13 protein-coding genes and 1 pseudogene are annotated in these 15259 nt (G+C 68.9%); 9 read left to right on the top strand and 5 right to left on the bottom strand.

The annotated features are described in order from the left end of the window. Window positions 1-22: 22 nt before the first annotated feature. A pseudogene (locus tag AB0L57_RS14525) lies at window positions 23-1372 on the bottom strand (MFS transporter); the annotation flags it as partial. 272 nt (window positions 1373-1644) lie between these two features. Between AB0L57_RS14525 and AB0L57_RS14520 the strand changes: the two are divergent. From AB0L57_RS14520 to AB0L57_RS14500, 5 genes are all read left to right on the top strand, one after another. Next, window positions 1645-3021, top strand: coding sequence for a lipase family protein (locus AB0L57_RS14520; protein ID WP_364961465.1), 1377 nt, complete (start codon window positions 1645-1647; stop codon window positions 3019-3021). A gap of 83 nt (window positions 3022-3104) precedes the next feature. After that, window positions 3105-3926 (top strand): nuclear transport factor 2 family protein, encoded by an 822-nt coding sequence (locus AB0L57_RS14515; protein WP_364961463.1) that lies wholly within the window; start codon window positions 3105-3107, stop codon window positions 3924-3926. A gap of 81 nt (window positions 3927-4007) precedes the next feature. Then, window positions 4008-5252 (top strand): cytochrome P450, encoded by a 1245-nt coding sequence (locus AB0L57_RS14510; protein WP_364961461.1) that lies wholly within the window; start codon window positions 4008-4010, stop codon window positions 5250-5252. 217 nt (window positions 5253-5469) lie between these two features. After that, window positions 5470-7155 (top strand): 5'-nucleotidase C-terminal domain-containing protein, encoded by a 1686-nt coding sequence (locus tag AB0L57_RS14505; protein WP_364961459.1) that lies wholly within the window; start codon window positions 5470-5472, stop codon window positions 7153-7155. 110 nt (window positions 7156-7265) lie between these two features. After that, the gene (locus AB0L57_RS14500) at window positions 7266-9116 is read left to right on the top strand and encodes an N-6 DNA methylase (RefSeq protein WP_364961457.1); all 1851 of its coding nucleotides are present in this window, start codon (window positions 7266-7268) and stop codon (window positions 9114-9116) included. A gap of 11 nt (window positions 9117-9127) precedes the next feature. Here AB0L57_RS14500 and AB0L57_RS14495 read toward each other — a convergent pair whose 3' ends face one another. The 3 genes from AB0L57_RS14495 to AB0L57_RS14485 form a co-directional block, all read right to left on the bottom strand. Beyond that, window positions 9128-9748 (bottom strand): TetR family transcriptional regulator, encoded by a 621-nt coding sequence (locus tag AB0L57_RS14495; RefSeq protein ID WP_364961455.1) that lies wholly within the window; start codon window positions 9746-9748, stop codon window positions 9128-9130. 66 nt (window positions 9749-9814) lie between these two features. Beyond that, window positions 9815-9973: a hypothetical protein gene (locus tag AB0L57_RS14490; protein WP_364961453.1), complete on the bottom strand. Its 159-nt coding sequence runs from the start codon at window positions 9971-9973 to the stop codon at window positions 9815-9817. Window positions 9974-10123: 150 nt separating this feature from the next. Continuing rightward, window positions 10124-10642, bottom strand: coding sequence for a gamma carbonic anhydrase family protein (locus AB0L57_RS14485; RefSeq protein WP_364961452.1), 519 nt, complete (start codon window positions 10640-10642; stop codon window positions 10124-10126). Window positions 10643-10713: 71 nt separating this feature from the next. Here AB0L57_RS14485 and AB0L57_RS14480 point away from each other — a divergent pair, with 71 nt between their 5' ends. The 3 genes from AB0L57_RS14480 (at window position 10714) to AB0L57_RS14470 (ending at window position 13151) form a co-directional block, all read left to right on the top strand. Next, window positions 10714-10878 (top strand): hypothetical protein, encoded by a 165-nt coding sequence (locus AB0L57_RS14480; RefSeq protein WP_364961450.1) that lies wholly within the window; start codon window positions 10714-10716, stop codon window positions 10876-10878. A 53-nt stretch (window positions 10879-10931) separates the two neighbouring features. Then, window positions 10932-12053 (top strand): alanine dehydrogenase, encoded by a 1122-nt coding sequence (ald, locus tag AB0L57_RS14475; RefSeq protein WP_364961448.1) that lies wholly within the window; start codon window positions 10932-10934, stop codon window positions 12051-12053. Between the two features lie 111 nt (window positions 12054-12164). Beyond that, window positions 12165-13151: a serine/threonine-protein kinase gene (locus AB0L57_RS14470; protein WP_364961446.1), complete on the top strand. Its 987-nt coding sequence runs from the start codon at window positions 12165-12167 to the stop codon at window positions 13149-13151. 23 nt (window positions 13152-13174) lie between these two features. Here the strand turns inward: AB0L57_RS14470 and sigJ are convergent, their stop codons facing one another. Beyond that, a complete protein-coding gene (gene sigJ, locus AB0L57_RS14465) occupies window positions 13175-14098 on the bottom strand; it encodes an RNA polymerase sigma factor SigJ (protein ID WP_364961444.1) in 924 nt (307 codons plus the stop codon). Between the two features lie 139 nt (window positions 14099-14237). Between sigJ and AB0L57_RS14460 the strand changes: the two genes are divergently transcribed. Continuing rightward, window positions 14238-15209, top strand: a complete 972-nt coding sequence (locus AB0L57_RS14460) for a cobalamin biosynthesis protein (RefSeq protein WP_364961442.1) — start codon at window positions 14238-14240, stop codon at window positions 15207-15209. Window positions 15210-15259: the final 50 nt, after the last annotated feature.

The following is a 15259-nucleotide window of genomic DNA, read 5'->3' as shown; positions in this document are numbered from 1 at the left end:
ACGACGCGACCACCGCGCCGGCGACCGCTACACCGCAGCCGATCAGCAGCGAGATCCGGAAACCGTTCTCGCTGGCGATGGCGTGTCCGCCCAGCGAGATGGTCATCTGGGCCAGCACCGCGCCGACCACGGCCGCGGCGACCGAGGTGCCGATCGAGCGCATCAGCGTGTTGAAGCTGTTGGCGGCGGCGGTTTCGGACTGCGGCACCGCTGACATCACCAGCGCGGGCATGGCGCCGTAGGCGAAACCGACACCGGTGTTGATGATCAGGGTGACGATCAGCAGGCCCCAGGTGGTGCCCATCAGGACCAGTGAGGAGCCGTAGCCCGCGGCGATGATGACGCAGCCGGTGATCAGGGTGATCTTCGGGCCGCTGCGGGCCGAGAGCCGGGCGCCGACGGGGGAGACCAGCATCATCATCAGGCCGGCCGGGGCCATCCACAACCCCATCGCCATCATCGATTGGCCCAGGCCGTAACCGGTGGACTTCGGCAACTGCAACAGCTGCGGCACCACCAGCGACTGCGCGTACATCGCCATGCCGACGACCATCGAGGCGCCATTGGTCAGCAGGACCTGTGGCCGCGCGGTGACCCGCAGATCGACCAGCGGGTTGCGGGTGGCCAGTTCCCACCAGCCCCACAGCAGCAGCACCACGGCCGCGGCGACGAACAGCCCGATGGTCAGACCGCTGCCCCAGCCCCAGCTCGAACCCTTGGAGACCGCAAGTAGTAAGCAGACCAGCCCGGCGCCCAGCCCGAGTGCACCGAGCACATCGAAGCGTCCGGTGGAGCCACTGGCCGGTGTCGCGGGTATGAGCGCGAAGATCAGCCCGGCGACCACGACCGCCAGTACCGCCATACCCCAGAACAGCGCGCGCCAGCTGGAGTACTGGATGACCGCGGCGGCCAACGGCAGACCCAGTGCGCCGCCGATACCGAGCGATGAACTGATCAATGCGATACCGGAGCCGAGCCGCTCCCGGGGCAGCAGATCGCGCAGTGCGGCGATGCCGACGGGCACGATGCCCGCGCTCATCCCCTGCAATCCGCGCCCGATGATCATCGGCCACAGCGATGACGACACCGCGCAGATGATCGATCCGGCCAGCAGCGGCACGGTCGAGGCGAGCAGCACCAGGCGCTTACCGTAGAGATCGCCCAGCCGGCCCGATACCGGCGTGGTCACCGCGGCGGCGAGCAGGCTCGCCGTGACCACCCAGGTGGCATTGGCCGCACCGGTGTGCAGCAGCTGCGGTAACTGGCCGAGCAGCGGCACCACCAGCGTCTGCGTCAGTGACGCGACGATACCGGCGAAGGCCAGTACCCCCAGGATGCCGCCGGATTTTCCAGCGGATCGTGCTTTCTCCACGCCCTTGCTCCCTCGGATGTCCACGGGTCGACTTTTGTATAGTACACATTTAGTGCATCATGCATATTGTTGGACGGCCGTTCTGTTGTCGATGTTCGTTGTGTCACTTACCGACTTCGGTGGCCGGAGTTGGTGAGGTCTGGGCAATCGCGCCGGGAACGGTTCGCCGCGGCGACCGGCGATCGTAGGGTGAGCGTGCTTCGGAACCGTCGTTCCGCAAGGGGCGCAGTGGATTTCGGTGCCCCACTCGTTGATCTGCTGTGGAGGTTGCCGTGACACCGGCCCGGTCGCTGATGCTGGTCTCCCTGACACTCGCCGCACTGCTCGGGCTGACGCTGTCGCAGCCGCCGGCCGGGCGCGCCGACAACGATGCGCCGGGCGGCACCGCCGAATGGCAGCGGTGGATCGATCACGCGATCCCGCCGCCGGCCGTGCCGCCCGCACCGGCGCCGCCGAATACCGAACTGGCGCCCGATCTCGCGGCGCTGTGGCGCGCCACGCTGTCGCCGCCCGCCGGAGATCCGCTATTCGACGAGTGGCCCGCTGGTCTGCGGACTCTGCCTCCCGGTGATCCGATTCAGGTGCGCGATGTGACCGCGACGGCCGCACCGCTGGCTGTGGTGCCGATCGCCCGCGCACTACAGCTGAAGTTCCGTTCCACGGGTGCGACGGGCTCGCCCTCGTTCGGTACCGCGACCTTGCTCGAGCCCGCGGCGACGTGGACCGGACCCGGCTCGCGCCCGGTGCTGGTGAACGCGATCCCGATCAACTCCCTGGGATCGCGCTGCACCCCGGGCTATGCGCTCGCACACGGCCTGCATCCGAAATTCAGTGCGGGAGACCTCCTTCCGCCCACCACGGCCTGGGCGCTGGCGCACGGTTACGGGGTGCTCGTCCCCGATCACGAAGGTCCGTGGATGTCCTACGCCGAACCGCACGTCGCCGGTCACGTGCTGCTCGACGCGATTCGCGCGGTCCGCGCGGTGGAGCCGAAGACGCTGGGGGACAGTCGATTCGCGATCGGCGGGTATTCCGGTGGCGCCATCGCCGCCTACTCGGCGGCCATGCTGCTCGATGAGTACGCGCCGGAGCTGGCGGGGGTGCTGGCCGGGGTGTCGGTGGGTGGTCTGGTCACCGATTACCGGGAGGTCGCCCACCGCTTCGACGGCAATATCGCCTCCGGGATCATGATGATCGTGGCGCTGGCCTTCGCCCGCGAACATCCGCAATTGCTCGGGCAGATGAACAATCTGGGCCGCTGGCTGGCCACCTCGCCGGTGAAGAACACCTGCGGTGAGAGCAATGGGCCCCTCGGGGTGACGGGTGTGCCGATCGAGGTCACGACCGAGACCGCGCACCCGCTCGACACCGCGACGGCGAACGAGATCTTCGATGCCGCCGATCTGCGCGACCGGAAATCCGCTGCGCCACTGTACATCTACCACGGTGGGCTCGACATCTGGATTCCCGGCGGCGACTCCCGCGACCTGTTCGGCGGTCAGTGTGCGCGGGGTGTGCCGGCGGTGCTGCGGGATGTGCCGGGGGAACACTCCATCGCGATGATGGCCGGATTCCTCGGCTCGATGGACTGGCTGGATCAACGGCTGCGCGCCGTCCCCGCCCCGGACGAATGCCCGGCGCCGCGCTGAGTGTCGTCTCATCCTGGCGGGATGCCCGCGCAAAACTGGAACAGGTTATAGATTAGGGGTAGTCCAGAGGTCCAGGAGGAAACATGTCCGGGAACGTGTCGTCGGCCGAACTGCTCGCCACGGTGGAACGATCGCCGCAGGCGGTCGCGGTGCACGACCGTGATGCGTGGGTGGGGTTGTTCGCTCCGGACGGCCGGGTCGAGGATCCGGTCGGTTCGCGGCCGCACAGCGGGCGGGCGGCGATCGGGCGGTTCTATGACACGTTCATCGGCCCGAACGGGATCGCCTTCAGTGTCGAGCACGATGTGGTGTGCGGATCCACGGTCTACCGCGATCTGTCCATCGCGACCACCATGTCCACGGGCGTCACACTGCGGGTGCCCATGCATCTGCGTTACGACCTGGAGCGGGTCGACGGGGACTGGCGGATCGCCCGCCTGTACGCCCATTGGGAGTTGCCGCTGATGGTCGGCCAGCTGCTCACCGCCGGCGCGCGCGGCCTCGGCGCGGGGGCGAAGCTGACCCCGCAGCTGCTCGGTAATCAAGGGGTCGGCGGGGCGCTGGGTTTCGCGCGCGGATTCGTCCGAGTCGGTGCGGCGGGCAAGCGCGCGGCGATCGGACTGCTGCAGGCGGCCGCGGGCGGAGACGTGTCGGGTGTGCGTGCGATTCTGAGTCCGGATGCGGAGGTGCGGTGGCCCGCCGGTGAGCCGGTCGGGCATGCCGAATTCGTGAATCGGGTGCGCGGACTGGAGGTCGGCAAGTCGATCGCGGCCGGTCGGTTCGTCACGGTCAGCGTGCGGACACCCGATGCGCGGGGAATCGCGGAACTCGAGGTGCGTGGTCGCCGGGTCGTGGCGGTGCGTGGATTCCTCACGGACGGGGGTGCGGGCCCGGACGAGTCCTGACCGGTGCCGGTCGCGAAGCATCCCGCGATACGAACATTCTCGGGTGTGTAATTGTCATTCTCGTTATGCGAGAATATCGATATGCCTGATACGTCACCCGGCCCTGCCGCCGCCCTCGACACAGCTCCGTCGCCCGACGCCGACGCGGTCTACTGGGACCCGTTCGACCGTGACATCGCGGGTGATCCGTACCCCGTCTACGCGCGTCTTCGAAACGAAGCGCCGCTCTACTACAACGAGAAGCATGATTTCTACGCGCTCAGCCGCGCGGAAGACATCGATCGCGCGCTGCAGGACTGGGAGACGTACTCCTCCTCACGTGGGCCGATTCTGGAGATCATCAAGGCGAATATCGAGATCCCGCCGGGCACGCTGCTCATGGAGGATCCGCCGGCCCACGACATTCATCGCGCACTGCTCAAGCGGGTGTTCACCCCCCGTCGCGTGATGTCGCTCGAGCCGCAGATCCGGGACCTGTGCCGCAAATACCTGGAGCAGGCCGCCAATCATGATCGGTTCGATCTGATGACCGCGTTCGCCAACGAGGTACCCATGCGTGTCATCGGCATGTTGCTCGGCATTCCGGAGTCCGATCAGCAGTCCGTGCGGGACAGCGCCGACGACACCCTGCGCACCGAACCGGGGCAGCAGATGGAGGTGTCGGACAAGGCGATTCCGCATGCCGAGCAGTTCGCGCAGTACATCGACTGGCGCGCCGACAACCCTTCCGACGATCTCATGACCGAACTGATGAACGCGGAGTTCGTCGACACCGAGGGAGTGACCCGGACATTGCGACGCGAGGAGATTCTGACCTATGTCTCCGTCGTCGCCGGTGCGGGCGCCGAGACCACGGCCCGGTTGATCGGCTGGATGGGATCGCTGCTGGCACGCAATCCCGAACAGCGCGCCGAACTCGTCGAGAATCCCAAACTGATCCCGAACGCGGTCGAGGAGGCCCTGCGCCTCGAGCCCACCGGCCACGCGATCGCCCGGTATGTGACGACCGATGTGGAGCTGTACGGCACCACCGTGCCCGCCGGCAGCGCCATGATGCTCCTGATCGCCTCGGCCAACCGTGACCAGGACCGCTGGGGGGCCGACGCCGACCGCTTCGACATCCACCGCAAGATCAGCAACCTGCGCACCTTCGGTTACGGCACCCACTTCTGCCTCGGTGCCGCCCTGGCCAGGCTCGAGGGCCGGGTCGCGCTGGAGGAGCTGGTGCGACAGTTCCCGCGCTGGGATGTCGACTGGGATGCCGTCACGCTGTCGTCGACCTCGACGGTGCGCGGCTGGGAGACCCTGCCCGTCGCCGTGAAATAGACTGTGGTCGCGTGACTTTCCGACGCCGGCCGGTCCACGTCACCCAATGTGCGGCCGGCCGCCCGCGCGCCACGCCACCGCGCCGTAGGCCACGTCGGGTAGGCCGGCGAAACCGGTTCGGCCCCAGCATTTCCCGGTCGCGCGAGTGATGATCTCCGGGGCAGAATTCATCGAACCGTTGCCTGCCGGCCGTTCCCGTCTGTCAGAGTCGGACGATATGAGTCTTGTACGTGGGGCCGCGGCGTGGTGCGCCGTGCTGACGAGTCTCGTGCTGGTGACCGGGTGCGGGGGAACCGATCCGGCGCCGCCCGCGCCACCGCCGGGGATCGCGCTGATCTCCACCACGGATCTCGCACCGGCACGGCCCGGTGAGGTGCATCTGTTCGGATTCAACGATCTGCACGGGAATCTGGAACCGCCGCAGGCGGGTAACGGGCAGGTCGCGACGTACACCGCCGGTGGCGCGGCCTATCTCGCCGCACATCTGCAGCGGTTGCGGGCGGCCTATCCCGACAGCGCCGTCGTTTCCGCGGGCGACAATGTCGGCGCGAGTCCGTTGCTGTCCTCGCTGTTCCACGATGAGCCGACCGTGAACTTTCTGGATCGGATCGGGGTGGTCGCATCCGCGGTGGGCAACCACGAACTCGACCACGGGGTGGCGGAACTGGGCCGGTTGCGCGCCGGTGGTTGCGCGCCGGACGGATGCTCACCGGGGGAGCCGTTCACCGGTACGCGCTTCGACTTCCTCGCCGCCAACCTCACCGACGCCCGCGGGGCCTTCCCGCCGGGGGTGCGGCCGTGGACCATGCTGACCGTCGGCGGCCACAAGATCGGCGTGGTGGGCGTGGTCACCCCCGACACCGTGAATCTGGTCTTCCCCGAAGGGATTCGCGGGTACACCTTCGGCGACGAGGCCCAGGCGATCAATGCCCAGGTGCCGGCGATGAAACAGGCCGGGGCCGAAACGGTGGTCGCGCTCGTGCACGACGGCGGCGCGCAGGGCACACCCGCCAAGAACACCGATTACAACGGCTGCGCAGACATCAGTCCCGATGTGCCTGCCCTGGCCGCGCACACCGATCCGGCGGTCCAGGTGCTGTTCACCGCGCACAGCCACCAGGCCTACAACTGCGAATACGACGGCAAGGTGGTGACCCAGGCCGCCTCGTTCGGCCGGCTGATCACCGATGTGACCCTGCGGTTCCAGGACGGGAAGGTATCCGCGCACGCGGTGAACCGGGTGGTCACCCGCGACATCGCACCGGATCCGGCCACGGCCGGGCTGATCACCTACTTCTCCGGCCAGGCCGCACCGCGCGCCGGGCGGGTGGTCGGCACCGCCACCGCCCCGCTGTCGCGCTCGGACCGCTCCGGTGGTGACTCACCCCTGGGTGCGGTGATCGCCGACGCGATGCTCGATGTCACCCAGAACTCGGCGCGGGCCGTGGCGGCGTTCATGAATCCGGGCGGGGTCCGCGCCGATATCGGCCCCGGCCCGATCACCTACGGCAGCATCTACGAGACCCAGCCATTCGGCAATCAGGTCGTCACGGTGACGCTCACCGGCCGCCAGATTCTGGACCTGCTGGAACAGCAGTGGAACAACGACAGCAAACCGGCGGTGCTCGCGGTTGCCGGAATCTCCTACACCTACGACGACAAAGCCGCCGCGGGCCACAAGGTGGTCGGAGACTCCGTGCGGATCGGCGGCACACCGCTGAATCCGGTGGCGGCCTATCGGGTGACCACCAACAATTTCCTGGCCTCCGGTGGCGACGGCTTCTCGGTCTTCACCCACAGCGCCGATACCGCGGTCGGCCCCACCGACCTCGACGCGCTCGAGACCTATCTCGGTGAACGCGGTCCGGTGAGCCCGCCGCCCGAACGCGTCCAGCGTCGCTGACCGGCCGGTCAGCGGTCGCGGCCGATCCACGCGCGCCGGCCGGATCGCGGCGGCGCGCTCGATGGCCAAGTTGCCTGCCATCTGCCCGCGCGGCGGGCAGAATGTGCAGGATGCCGGGCCGGGGAGGGCATCCAGCACACGACCGCAGGGCACGCAGGGAGCCGGGCGGGGATGGGTCACGCAAACGGCACGGGCGGCATTACACCCCGCCGGCGCTGGCGGAGTTTCTGGCGGAACGGACGCTGGCCCATGTGCGTCCGGGAGCCGAGCTGTCGATTCTCGACCCCGCGTGCGGTGACGGCGAGTTGTTGCTGGCGGTGGCCCGGGTTGCGGCACAGCGGTTTCCGCGCACGTCGCTGCGACTGGCCGGCTACGACCTCGATGCCGACGCGGTGCGGGTGGCGCGGCAACGAAGTGCGGGCAGCGACGGATGTCGCGCGGCGGGCGGGGACGAGCAGGCGATCGGCGACCTCGGTGCGGTCCACTCCGGGCCGGGGCGCCGGATCGCATTCGAGTGGCGGCACGGCGACTTTCTCCGGGCGGCCGATGACCTGAGTGCTCCCGCCTTCGACGCGGTGATCACCAATCCGCCCTACGTCCGCACCCAGCAACTGGGCGGGGAGACCGCCCGGATGCTGAGCCGGCGGTTCGGGCTCTCCGGCCGGATCGACCTGACCCATCCCTTCGTCGTCACCGTCCCGCGATTGCTCCGGCCCGGCGGGGTGCTCGGATTGCTCTGCGCCAACCGGTTTCTCAGCACCAAGGCCGGTGCGAATCTCCGGTCGCTGCTCCACGCGGAGCTGCCGCCGGTGGAACTCTACGATCTCGGTGATACGCGACTGTTCGACGCGGCGGTGCTGCCCGCCGTCACGATCGCGGTGCGCGCGGGCGCGCCGCACAGCTGCCGTTTCGTGACCACCTATGAGACGGGACTCGAACCGACGACCGCCGCCGATCTCTTCGAGGCCCTGATGGGTCGCGACGCCTCGGTGGTCGGCCATGCCGGGCGTCGCATCGCGGTCGAGATCGGCACCCTGCGCACCGGCGGAGACCCGATGGCGAAGCCGGTCCGGCGAAGCGATGCGCGTTCGCGGGCAAGCGAATTCACCGGAACCTTCGATCCCGCGGTGCCTTGGCAGCTGTCCCGGCCGGACACCGACGCCTGGTTGCGCAGGATCGGCGCGGCCACCTGGCGCACCTTCGGCCAGGTGGCGCCGATCCGGGTCGGTATCAAGACGACCGCCGACCGGGTGTTCATCTCCGATCGCTGGGCGGAGCTGGCGGCGCCGCCGGAGGCCGATCTGCTGCGGATGCTGCTGACCCACAACGATATCGAGCCCTGGCGCATCGATCGCGCGCACGACACGCGGGTGCTGTACCCCTACGATCTGTCGCAGGACTGCCGGGTTCCGGTGGATCTCGATGAATTCCCCTGCGCGCGAGCATATCTGGAGCAGCATCGGCAGATGCTGTCCGCCCGCGACTATCTCGTGGGCAGTGGGCGGGAGTGGTTCGAGATCTGGGTGCCGCAGCGTCCGCGGCTGTGGTGCCTGCCCAAGGTGGTGTTCCCGGACATCAGCGTGACGCCGCGCTTCGCGCTCGATCGCAGCGGCGCGGTGGTCAACGGCGACTGCTACTGGATCTCGATGGCCGATATCGGCGCCGAGCGCATCGCCTATCTGCTGATGGGGGTGGCGAATTCGGCACTCGGCCCGAACTTCTACGATGCGGTCTGCGGGAATCGGCTCTATGCCGGTCGCCGCCGCTGGATCACCCAGTACGTGACCCGCCTGCCCGTTCCGGACCCGGACACCGTGGCGGCCCGTTCGCTGATCGAGTTGGCACGCGCCCTCGCCGAGGGTGAGATCGAACCCGATCCCGGGCGGCTCGACGAGTGCGTCGCCGCCGCATTCGGGCTCCGCAACGGTAGTGCCGGACTGCGCCCGGGCGGGCCCCCGTGAATCCGGGCCGCTCAGGAGGCGTGGCCGCCGACCATGGGCAGCAGGGTGCGCTTGGCGAAGGCGCGGGCGGCCTGCGCGTCGGCCAGCGGGATGAGGCCGTCGGGGGTCAGTGCCAGCGACTGCGCCAGCCGGGCCATGATCTCGGCGACGAGATCGGCGTCGAAATCCGCGTCGGCGTCGGTGTGGCGCAATCCGCGTAACTTGTCGGCCAGATACACCCGGCCCACCTCGAGAATCGGACCGGCCTCGGTGGTCAGCCGCGGCAGGATCAGTTCCGGTTCGGTGCGCAGCAATCGTTGCAGCAGTTCGTTGTGCGCGAGTGCGGTGATGAAGACGACGAAGATCTCCACCAGCTGGTCCTCGTTGTCGGCGATACTGCCGACGCGCTGCTCGATATCGGCGACGAAGCGCTGAGCCTCGCGCACGCTGACCGCCTCGACCAGATCGTTCTTCGACTCGAAGCGTCGATACAGGGTCGCGGGGCTGATGCCGGCACGGCGCGCGATCTCGCCCATGCTGGTGCGCTTGATCCCGAAGTCCAGGAATGCCGACAGCGCGCTCTCGAGCAGTTGCTCACCGTCGGAACGAGGCTTCTCCAGGATGCGGGCCAGTATGGATGGAACAGCAGGCATGCCGGCCATTATCTCATCGCGCCGCATCGACACCGGCCGGCCCGACCCGGGCGCCGTCCCCGGCCGTCACTGCAGATTCAGCGCGGTCATTTCCTGCTCGATGGCATTCGCCGCAAAATCGCTACCGCTGCAACGTAACTCGTGGACACGGCGCTGCAGCGCCTCGATACCACCGGGTTGGGCCGCGATATCGGCCACACTGATCCGCCCCTTGGGTCGGTGCATACCGGAATGCTCGTACGACACCGTGCTACCTCCTGCATACCCACTGCGCAGCCCGCCGACGGTGGCGTTGATTCACTGCCGCGAACCGCGAACATGCTGCGTCCAGGCTAGCAAGAGATCAACCTGGACGAGTGACCAGTGTGGCTCGTCTCACAGCTGCGTTCCGCTGTCGCGATGGGTGCTCATGTTGTGCAGGTAGACAGTGGCATTGAGCTTGATGCGATCGAGTTCGGCCTCGCCCAGTTCACGGCGCACCTTGCCAGGCACGCCGGCGACCAGTGAGCCCGGCGGGATCTGCGCGCCCTCGGGAATCAGGGCGTTGGCGGCGATGAGACTGCCCGCGCCGATCACCGCGCCGTTGAGTACGGTCGCGCCCATGCCGACCAGCACATCGTCACCGATCGTGGCGCCGTGCAGGATCGCGTTGTGGCCCACCGAGACTCCGCTGCCCACCCGCAGGACGAAACCGGGATCGGCGTGCAGGACGCAGCCGTCCTGGATATTCGTGCCCGCGCCGACGGTGATGTCCTCCAGATCGCCGCGGATCACCGCGCCGTACCAGACGCTGACCTGTGCTTCGAGCCGCACCCGGCCGATCACCGTGGCCGTCGGCGCCACCCACGCGGTGTCGTCGATCTGCGGCTCGTGCTCACCCAGCTTGATCATCATGCCGGCCAACATAGCTGGCCCGGAATTGCGCCCGGTGTGCGGCCGGCGGCCGGCCCAGCGCGATGGAATCGGTGGCGCTGATCGATCGCGGCGTCCAGGCCGGTCTCGGTGGCGCGCATCGGGCGCTGCTCGATGTCGGCGCCGCCGACGCCGGTGCACACCGCGGGGGCGCATGTCAGCGCTGGGAGACCGATCATCCCGTCGGGATCGATTGCCGATTGATTGCCATTATGTGAATCGCGGCCGCGTCGGCCTGGCACCGCCCCCGGTTCCGGGCCACGATGGCGGTATGAGAATCGGGGTTCCGCGCGAGATCAAACCGCAGGAGAGCCGGGTCGCCCTCGCTCCGGCCGGTGCCGGTGAACTCGGCCGGCACGGGCATCGGGTCCTGGTCGAGACCGGTGCCGGGCTCGGGTCCGGCTTCTCCGATGCCGACTATCTGGCCGCCGGCGCGTACATCGCCCGCACGGCCGAGGCGGTATGGGGCGAATCCGAGCTGATCCTGAAGGTGAAGGAGCCGGTGGCGGAGGAGTATTCGCGGATGCGGCCGGGGCAGGTCCTGTTCACCTTCCTGCATCTGGCGGCGTCGCGCGCGTGTACCGACGCGGTGCTGGCCGCCGGCATCACCGCGATCGCCTACGAGACCGTGCGCGCACCCGACGGATCACTGTCGCTGCTGACGCCCATGAGCGAGATCGCGGGCAAGCTGGGCACTCAGGTCGGCGCCTACCATCTGATGGCGCCCGAGGGTGGTGCCGGCCTGTTGCTGGGCGGGGTCCCCGGGGTGCGGGCGGCCGATGTGGTGGTGATCGGCGGCGGCGTCGCGGGATCGAACGCGGCGGCGGTGGCCGCCGGCATGGGTGCGCGGGTCACCGTACTCGACATCAGCCCGGCCCGGTTGCGTGAACTCGACCATCGGTTCGAGGGCCGTATCACCACACTGGCCTCCACGGCCGCCGATATCGAGCAGTCGGTCACCGCGGCGGATCTGGTGATCGGATCGGTGCTGGTGCCGGGAGCCCGTGCGCCGCAACTGGTTCCGGACAGTCTCGTAGCGCGGATGCGGCCGGGATCGGTGCTGGTCGACATCGCCGTCGACCAGGGCGGATGCTTCCAGAGCACCTGTCCCACCACGCACGCCGAACCCACATTCCCCGTGGCGAATTCGCTGTTCTACTGCGTCGCGAACATGCCCGGCGCGGTCCCGCACACCGCGACCGTCGCGCTCAACACCGCCACCCTGCCGTATGTGCTGGCGATTGCCGATCTCGGCTGGCGAGCGGCCTGCCGGACCGATCCGGGTCTGGCCGCCGGGCTCACCGCCGATGCGGGACAGCTGTATTCGGCCGAGGTGGCACAGGCCCACGGTCTGCTCGCGGCGCGTTTCGGAATCCGGACGGCCACCGAGTGAGGAGGTCGGCGGGGTGGTCCGGCATCGATGGCCGGCCCCCACGAGGCGGAATTCCCAGCAGGAAGACGTCGGCCGGGCGCGGTGTGCGAGCGAGGTATTTATAGTGAACCGGTGGTACTGCGGCCCGGCGACACATTCGCGAATTTCGTCGTGCGGGCGCGACTCGGCCATGGCGGTAGCAGCGAGGTGTATCTGGCCGAGGAACTCGATGGTGCCCGACCGGTATCACTGAAGATTCTGGGGCCGCAGGACAGCCGGTCGGCCACGGCGCGTGCGCATTTCGTGCACGAGTTCGAGCTTCTGTCCGCATTGCGCCACCCCGATATCGTGCGCATGTATCGACACGGCGAAGCGGACGGCAGGCTGTGGTCGGCACACGAGTACATCGCGGGAACGACGGCGGCGGCGCTGGTGCGGATGACACCCCGGCGCAGCGATCTCCCGCGGACACTGGACGTGCTCGGGCACATCGCCGCGGGATTGGACTTCGCCCACGCCAACGGAGTGGTCCATCTCGACATCAAACCGGCGAATATCCTGGTCGGCGCGGGTACACCGGCGGTGGTGAAGATCTCGGATTTCGATCAGGCGCGGTGGTTGCACAGGCCCGAACCCGCCCTGGCCGTGGACGGAATCATCGTCGTATCGGTGCCGTATGCCGCGCCGGAACTGTTGCGCGCGAGTGACGTCTGCCCGGCGACGGATCAATACGCGCTGGCCTGTTCGGCCGTCGAGCTGCTCACCGGCACCACGCCGTTTCGCGGGACCACTCTCATGGCCACCGCGCAGGCCCAGCTCCACGCCCCACCGCCCACAATCTCGGGGCGGCGGCGGTGGATCCCGGCGGAGGTCGACGCGGTGCTGGGCCGGGCCTTGGCCAAGGACCCCGGCGCACGCTACGACACCTGCGGTGACCTCGTCCGGAGGCTCACCGAGGCATTCGGTCGCATCGAATCCGACCCGGCGCTACACCGGTTGAGCGGCCGGATCAATCATCTGCTCCGCAGCCGCGGCGAAGACACCGTGTCGATCGCGGAACAGCGTGCGCGGTCCACGACCATTGCCGGACGGCGTGCGGCCGGCCGTAACCGCCGGTGAATCCTGGTCGGCGGTAGACGCCGTCAGAGCATCCAGTCCGGGTCGCCCTCGGGCAGGTCGTGCAGCTTGTCCGGGTTGCGCATGACGGCGATCGACGTGATGTGGCCCTGGTCCACGGTGAAGGCCATGATCCCGAGATGGCTGCCGTCGAACACCATGAGCCCGGGGCTGCCGTTGACCTGGACCAGCCGGGCCCAGGCGCCGCGCGCGGCGCGGTACCAGCCGAGGAACATCTTGGCCACCAGCTCGGCACCGGCGACCGGCCGGCGAATCGCGGGCACCCGGCCACCACCGTCGGCGGTCAGGGTGACGTTCTGGTCGAGAACACCGAGCAGGGTGCTCAGATCGCCGGAATGCCAGGCCATGGCGAAGGCCGAGACCACCTTCTCGTGTTCGTCGCGGCTGGCGGGGAACCGCGGGGTGCCCTCCTGGACATGTTTGCGGGCCCGCGAGGCCAGCTGCCGGACCGCGGCCGGCGTGCGGCCCACCACATCGGCCACCTCCGGACCGGTCATCCCGAAGACCTCCTGCAGGACGAACGCGGTGCGCTCGGCTGGTGACAGCGACTCCAACACCACCAGCAGTGCGGTGGTGACCCGATCGTCCTGCGAGACACGGTCGGCCGGATCGTCGTCCCAGGAGCTCACCTCCGGTTCCGGCAGCCATTCGCCCACATACTGCTCCCGGCGCGATCGGGCCGAACCCAGCTGATCGAGTGCCAGCCGCCCCGTGACGGTGGTGAGCCATGCCCGCAGATTGTCGATCTGCTCACCCGGCGAACGATTGTCGTACCAGCGCTGCAGGCGCAGCCACGCCTCCTGCACGACATCGTCGGCATCGCTGAGACTGCCCAGCGTGCTGTAGGCGACACGGCGCAGATACTGCCGGTGCTCCTCGAACAGGCGCGCCAACTGCGCTTGATCGAGCTCGTCGGGTCCGATCGTCACTGCTGTCATCCTCGTCGCTCGGTGTGCCGGGTGCGGACAAACCGAACAACCGGTGCCGCGTGGCCTATTCCTCATGGTGACGATGTCCGGGCGGGGAGTGTGACATCGGGTGCCGGACCGGGGTCGATAGTCTCGCCCGGTGCGATACGGAACAGCGCGGGCGGCGGGACTGATTCTCGGATTCGCCGCGGATACGATATTCGGCGATCCGCGGCGCGGACATCCGGTGGCGCTGTTCGGTTCGGTGGCCCAGGCGCTGGAATCGGCCTGGTATCGCGATGGGCGCGGGCGGGGGATCGGGTACACGGCGGTTCTGGTGGGTGGTGTCACGGTGGCGGGCGCCGTCGTCGAGGCGGCGGTGCGGCCGGGTGGGCGCCGAAGTGGAACGGGCGGCCTCGGCACGATCGCGGTGACCGCGGCGGCGACCTGGACCGCGCTGGGCGGGACGAGCCTGGCCCGGACCGGACGGTCGATGGCCGATCGGCTGGACTCGGGGGACATGTCCGGCGCGCGGGCGGTGCTGCCCGCGCTGTGCGGCCGCGACCCCGAGGTTCTCGATGCCGACGGATTGGCCCGTGCCGCACTCGAATCCATCGCCGAGAACACCTCCGACGCCACGGTCGCCCCGTTGGTGTGGGGTGCCATCGCGGGTGTGCCCGGAATTCTGGGATATCGCGCCGCCAACACCCTCGATGCCATGGTCGGCTACCGCAGCGCGCGCTACCGCGAATTCGGCTGGGCCGCTGCCCGCACCGACGATGCGGTGAACCTGCTGCCCGCGCGGGTGAGCGGACTCCTCACCGCGGTTCTGGCACCGGTGATCGGTGGCCGGCCCGCCGACGCGCTGCGCGCCTGGCACCGTGACGCGCGATCGCATCCGAGCCCGAATGCGGGTGTCGCCGAGGCGACGATGGCCGGCGCACTGGGTGTGACGCTGGGTGGCCGGACCGAGTACGGCCACGGTGTCGAGATGCGGCCCGAACTCGGTACGGGACCCGCACCGGTGGTCGCGGATCTGCGCCGCGCCGTGTACTTGTCCGAGGCGGTACAGGCCGGTGCGGCCGGACTCGCCGCCGCTGTCGCGTTCGGTCGTGGCATCCGGCGCCGGTGAGGTCGCGGGGAGCCGGTGCCGTCGGCACCGTGCGAGTGCGCGGTATGGCA

It is taken from the genome of Nocardia sp. NPDC052254 (assembly GCF_040679495.1).
In the GTDB taxonomy this organism is placed as follows: Bacteria; Actinomycetota; Actinomycetes; order Mycobacteriales; family Mycobacteriaceae; genus Nocardia.
Note: the sequence above shows the minus strand (reverse complement) of the source record. Positions and strands in the feature narration are given on the sequence as shown.

What these genes read in the sequence shown, in the direction of transcription:
- AB0L57_RS14485 (WP_364961452.1), bottom strand. Translation starts at nt 10,642, where the DNA reads ATGATGATCAAGCTGGGTGAGCACGAGCCGCAGATCGACGACACCGCG.
- AB0L57_RS14510 (WP_364961461.1), top strand. Translation starts at nt 4,008, where the DNA reads ATGCCTGATACGTCACCCGGCCCTGCCGCCGCCCTCGACACAGCTCCG.
- ald (WP_364961448.1), top strand. Translation starts at nt 10,932, where the DNA reads ATGAGAATCGGGGTTCCGCGCGAGATCAAACCGCAGGAGAGCCGGGTC.
- AB0L57_RS14495 (WP_364961455.1), bottom strand. Translation starts at nt 9,748, where the DNA reads ATGCCTGCTGTTCCATCCATACTGGCCCGCATCCTGGAGAAGCCTCGT.
- AB0L57_RS14500 (WP_364961457.1), top strand. Translation starts at nt 7,266, where the DNA reads ATGCCGGGCCGGGGAGGGCATCCAGCACACGACCGCAGGGCACGCAGG.
- AB0L57_RS14515 (WP_364961463.1), top strand. Translation starts at nt 3,105, where the DNA reads ATGTCCGGGAACGTGTCGTCGGCCGAACTGCTCGCCACGGTGGAACGA.
- AB0L57_RS14490 (WP_364961453.1), bottom strand. Translation starts at nt 9,973, where the DNA reads ATGCACCGACCCAAGGGGCGGATCAGTGTGGCCGATATCGCGGCCCAA.
- AB0L57_RS14505 (WP_364961459.1), top strand. Translation starts at nt 5,470, where the DNA reads ATGAGTCTTGTACGTGGGGCCGCGGCGTGGTGCGCCGTGCTGACGAGT.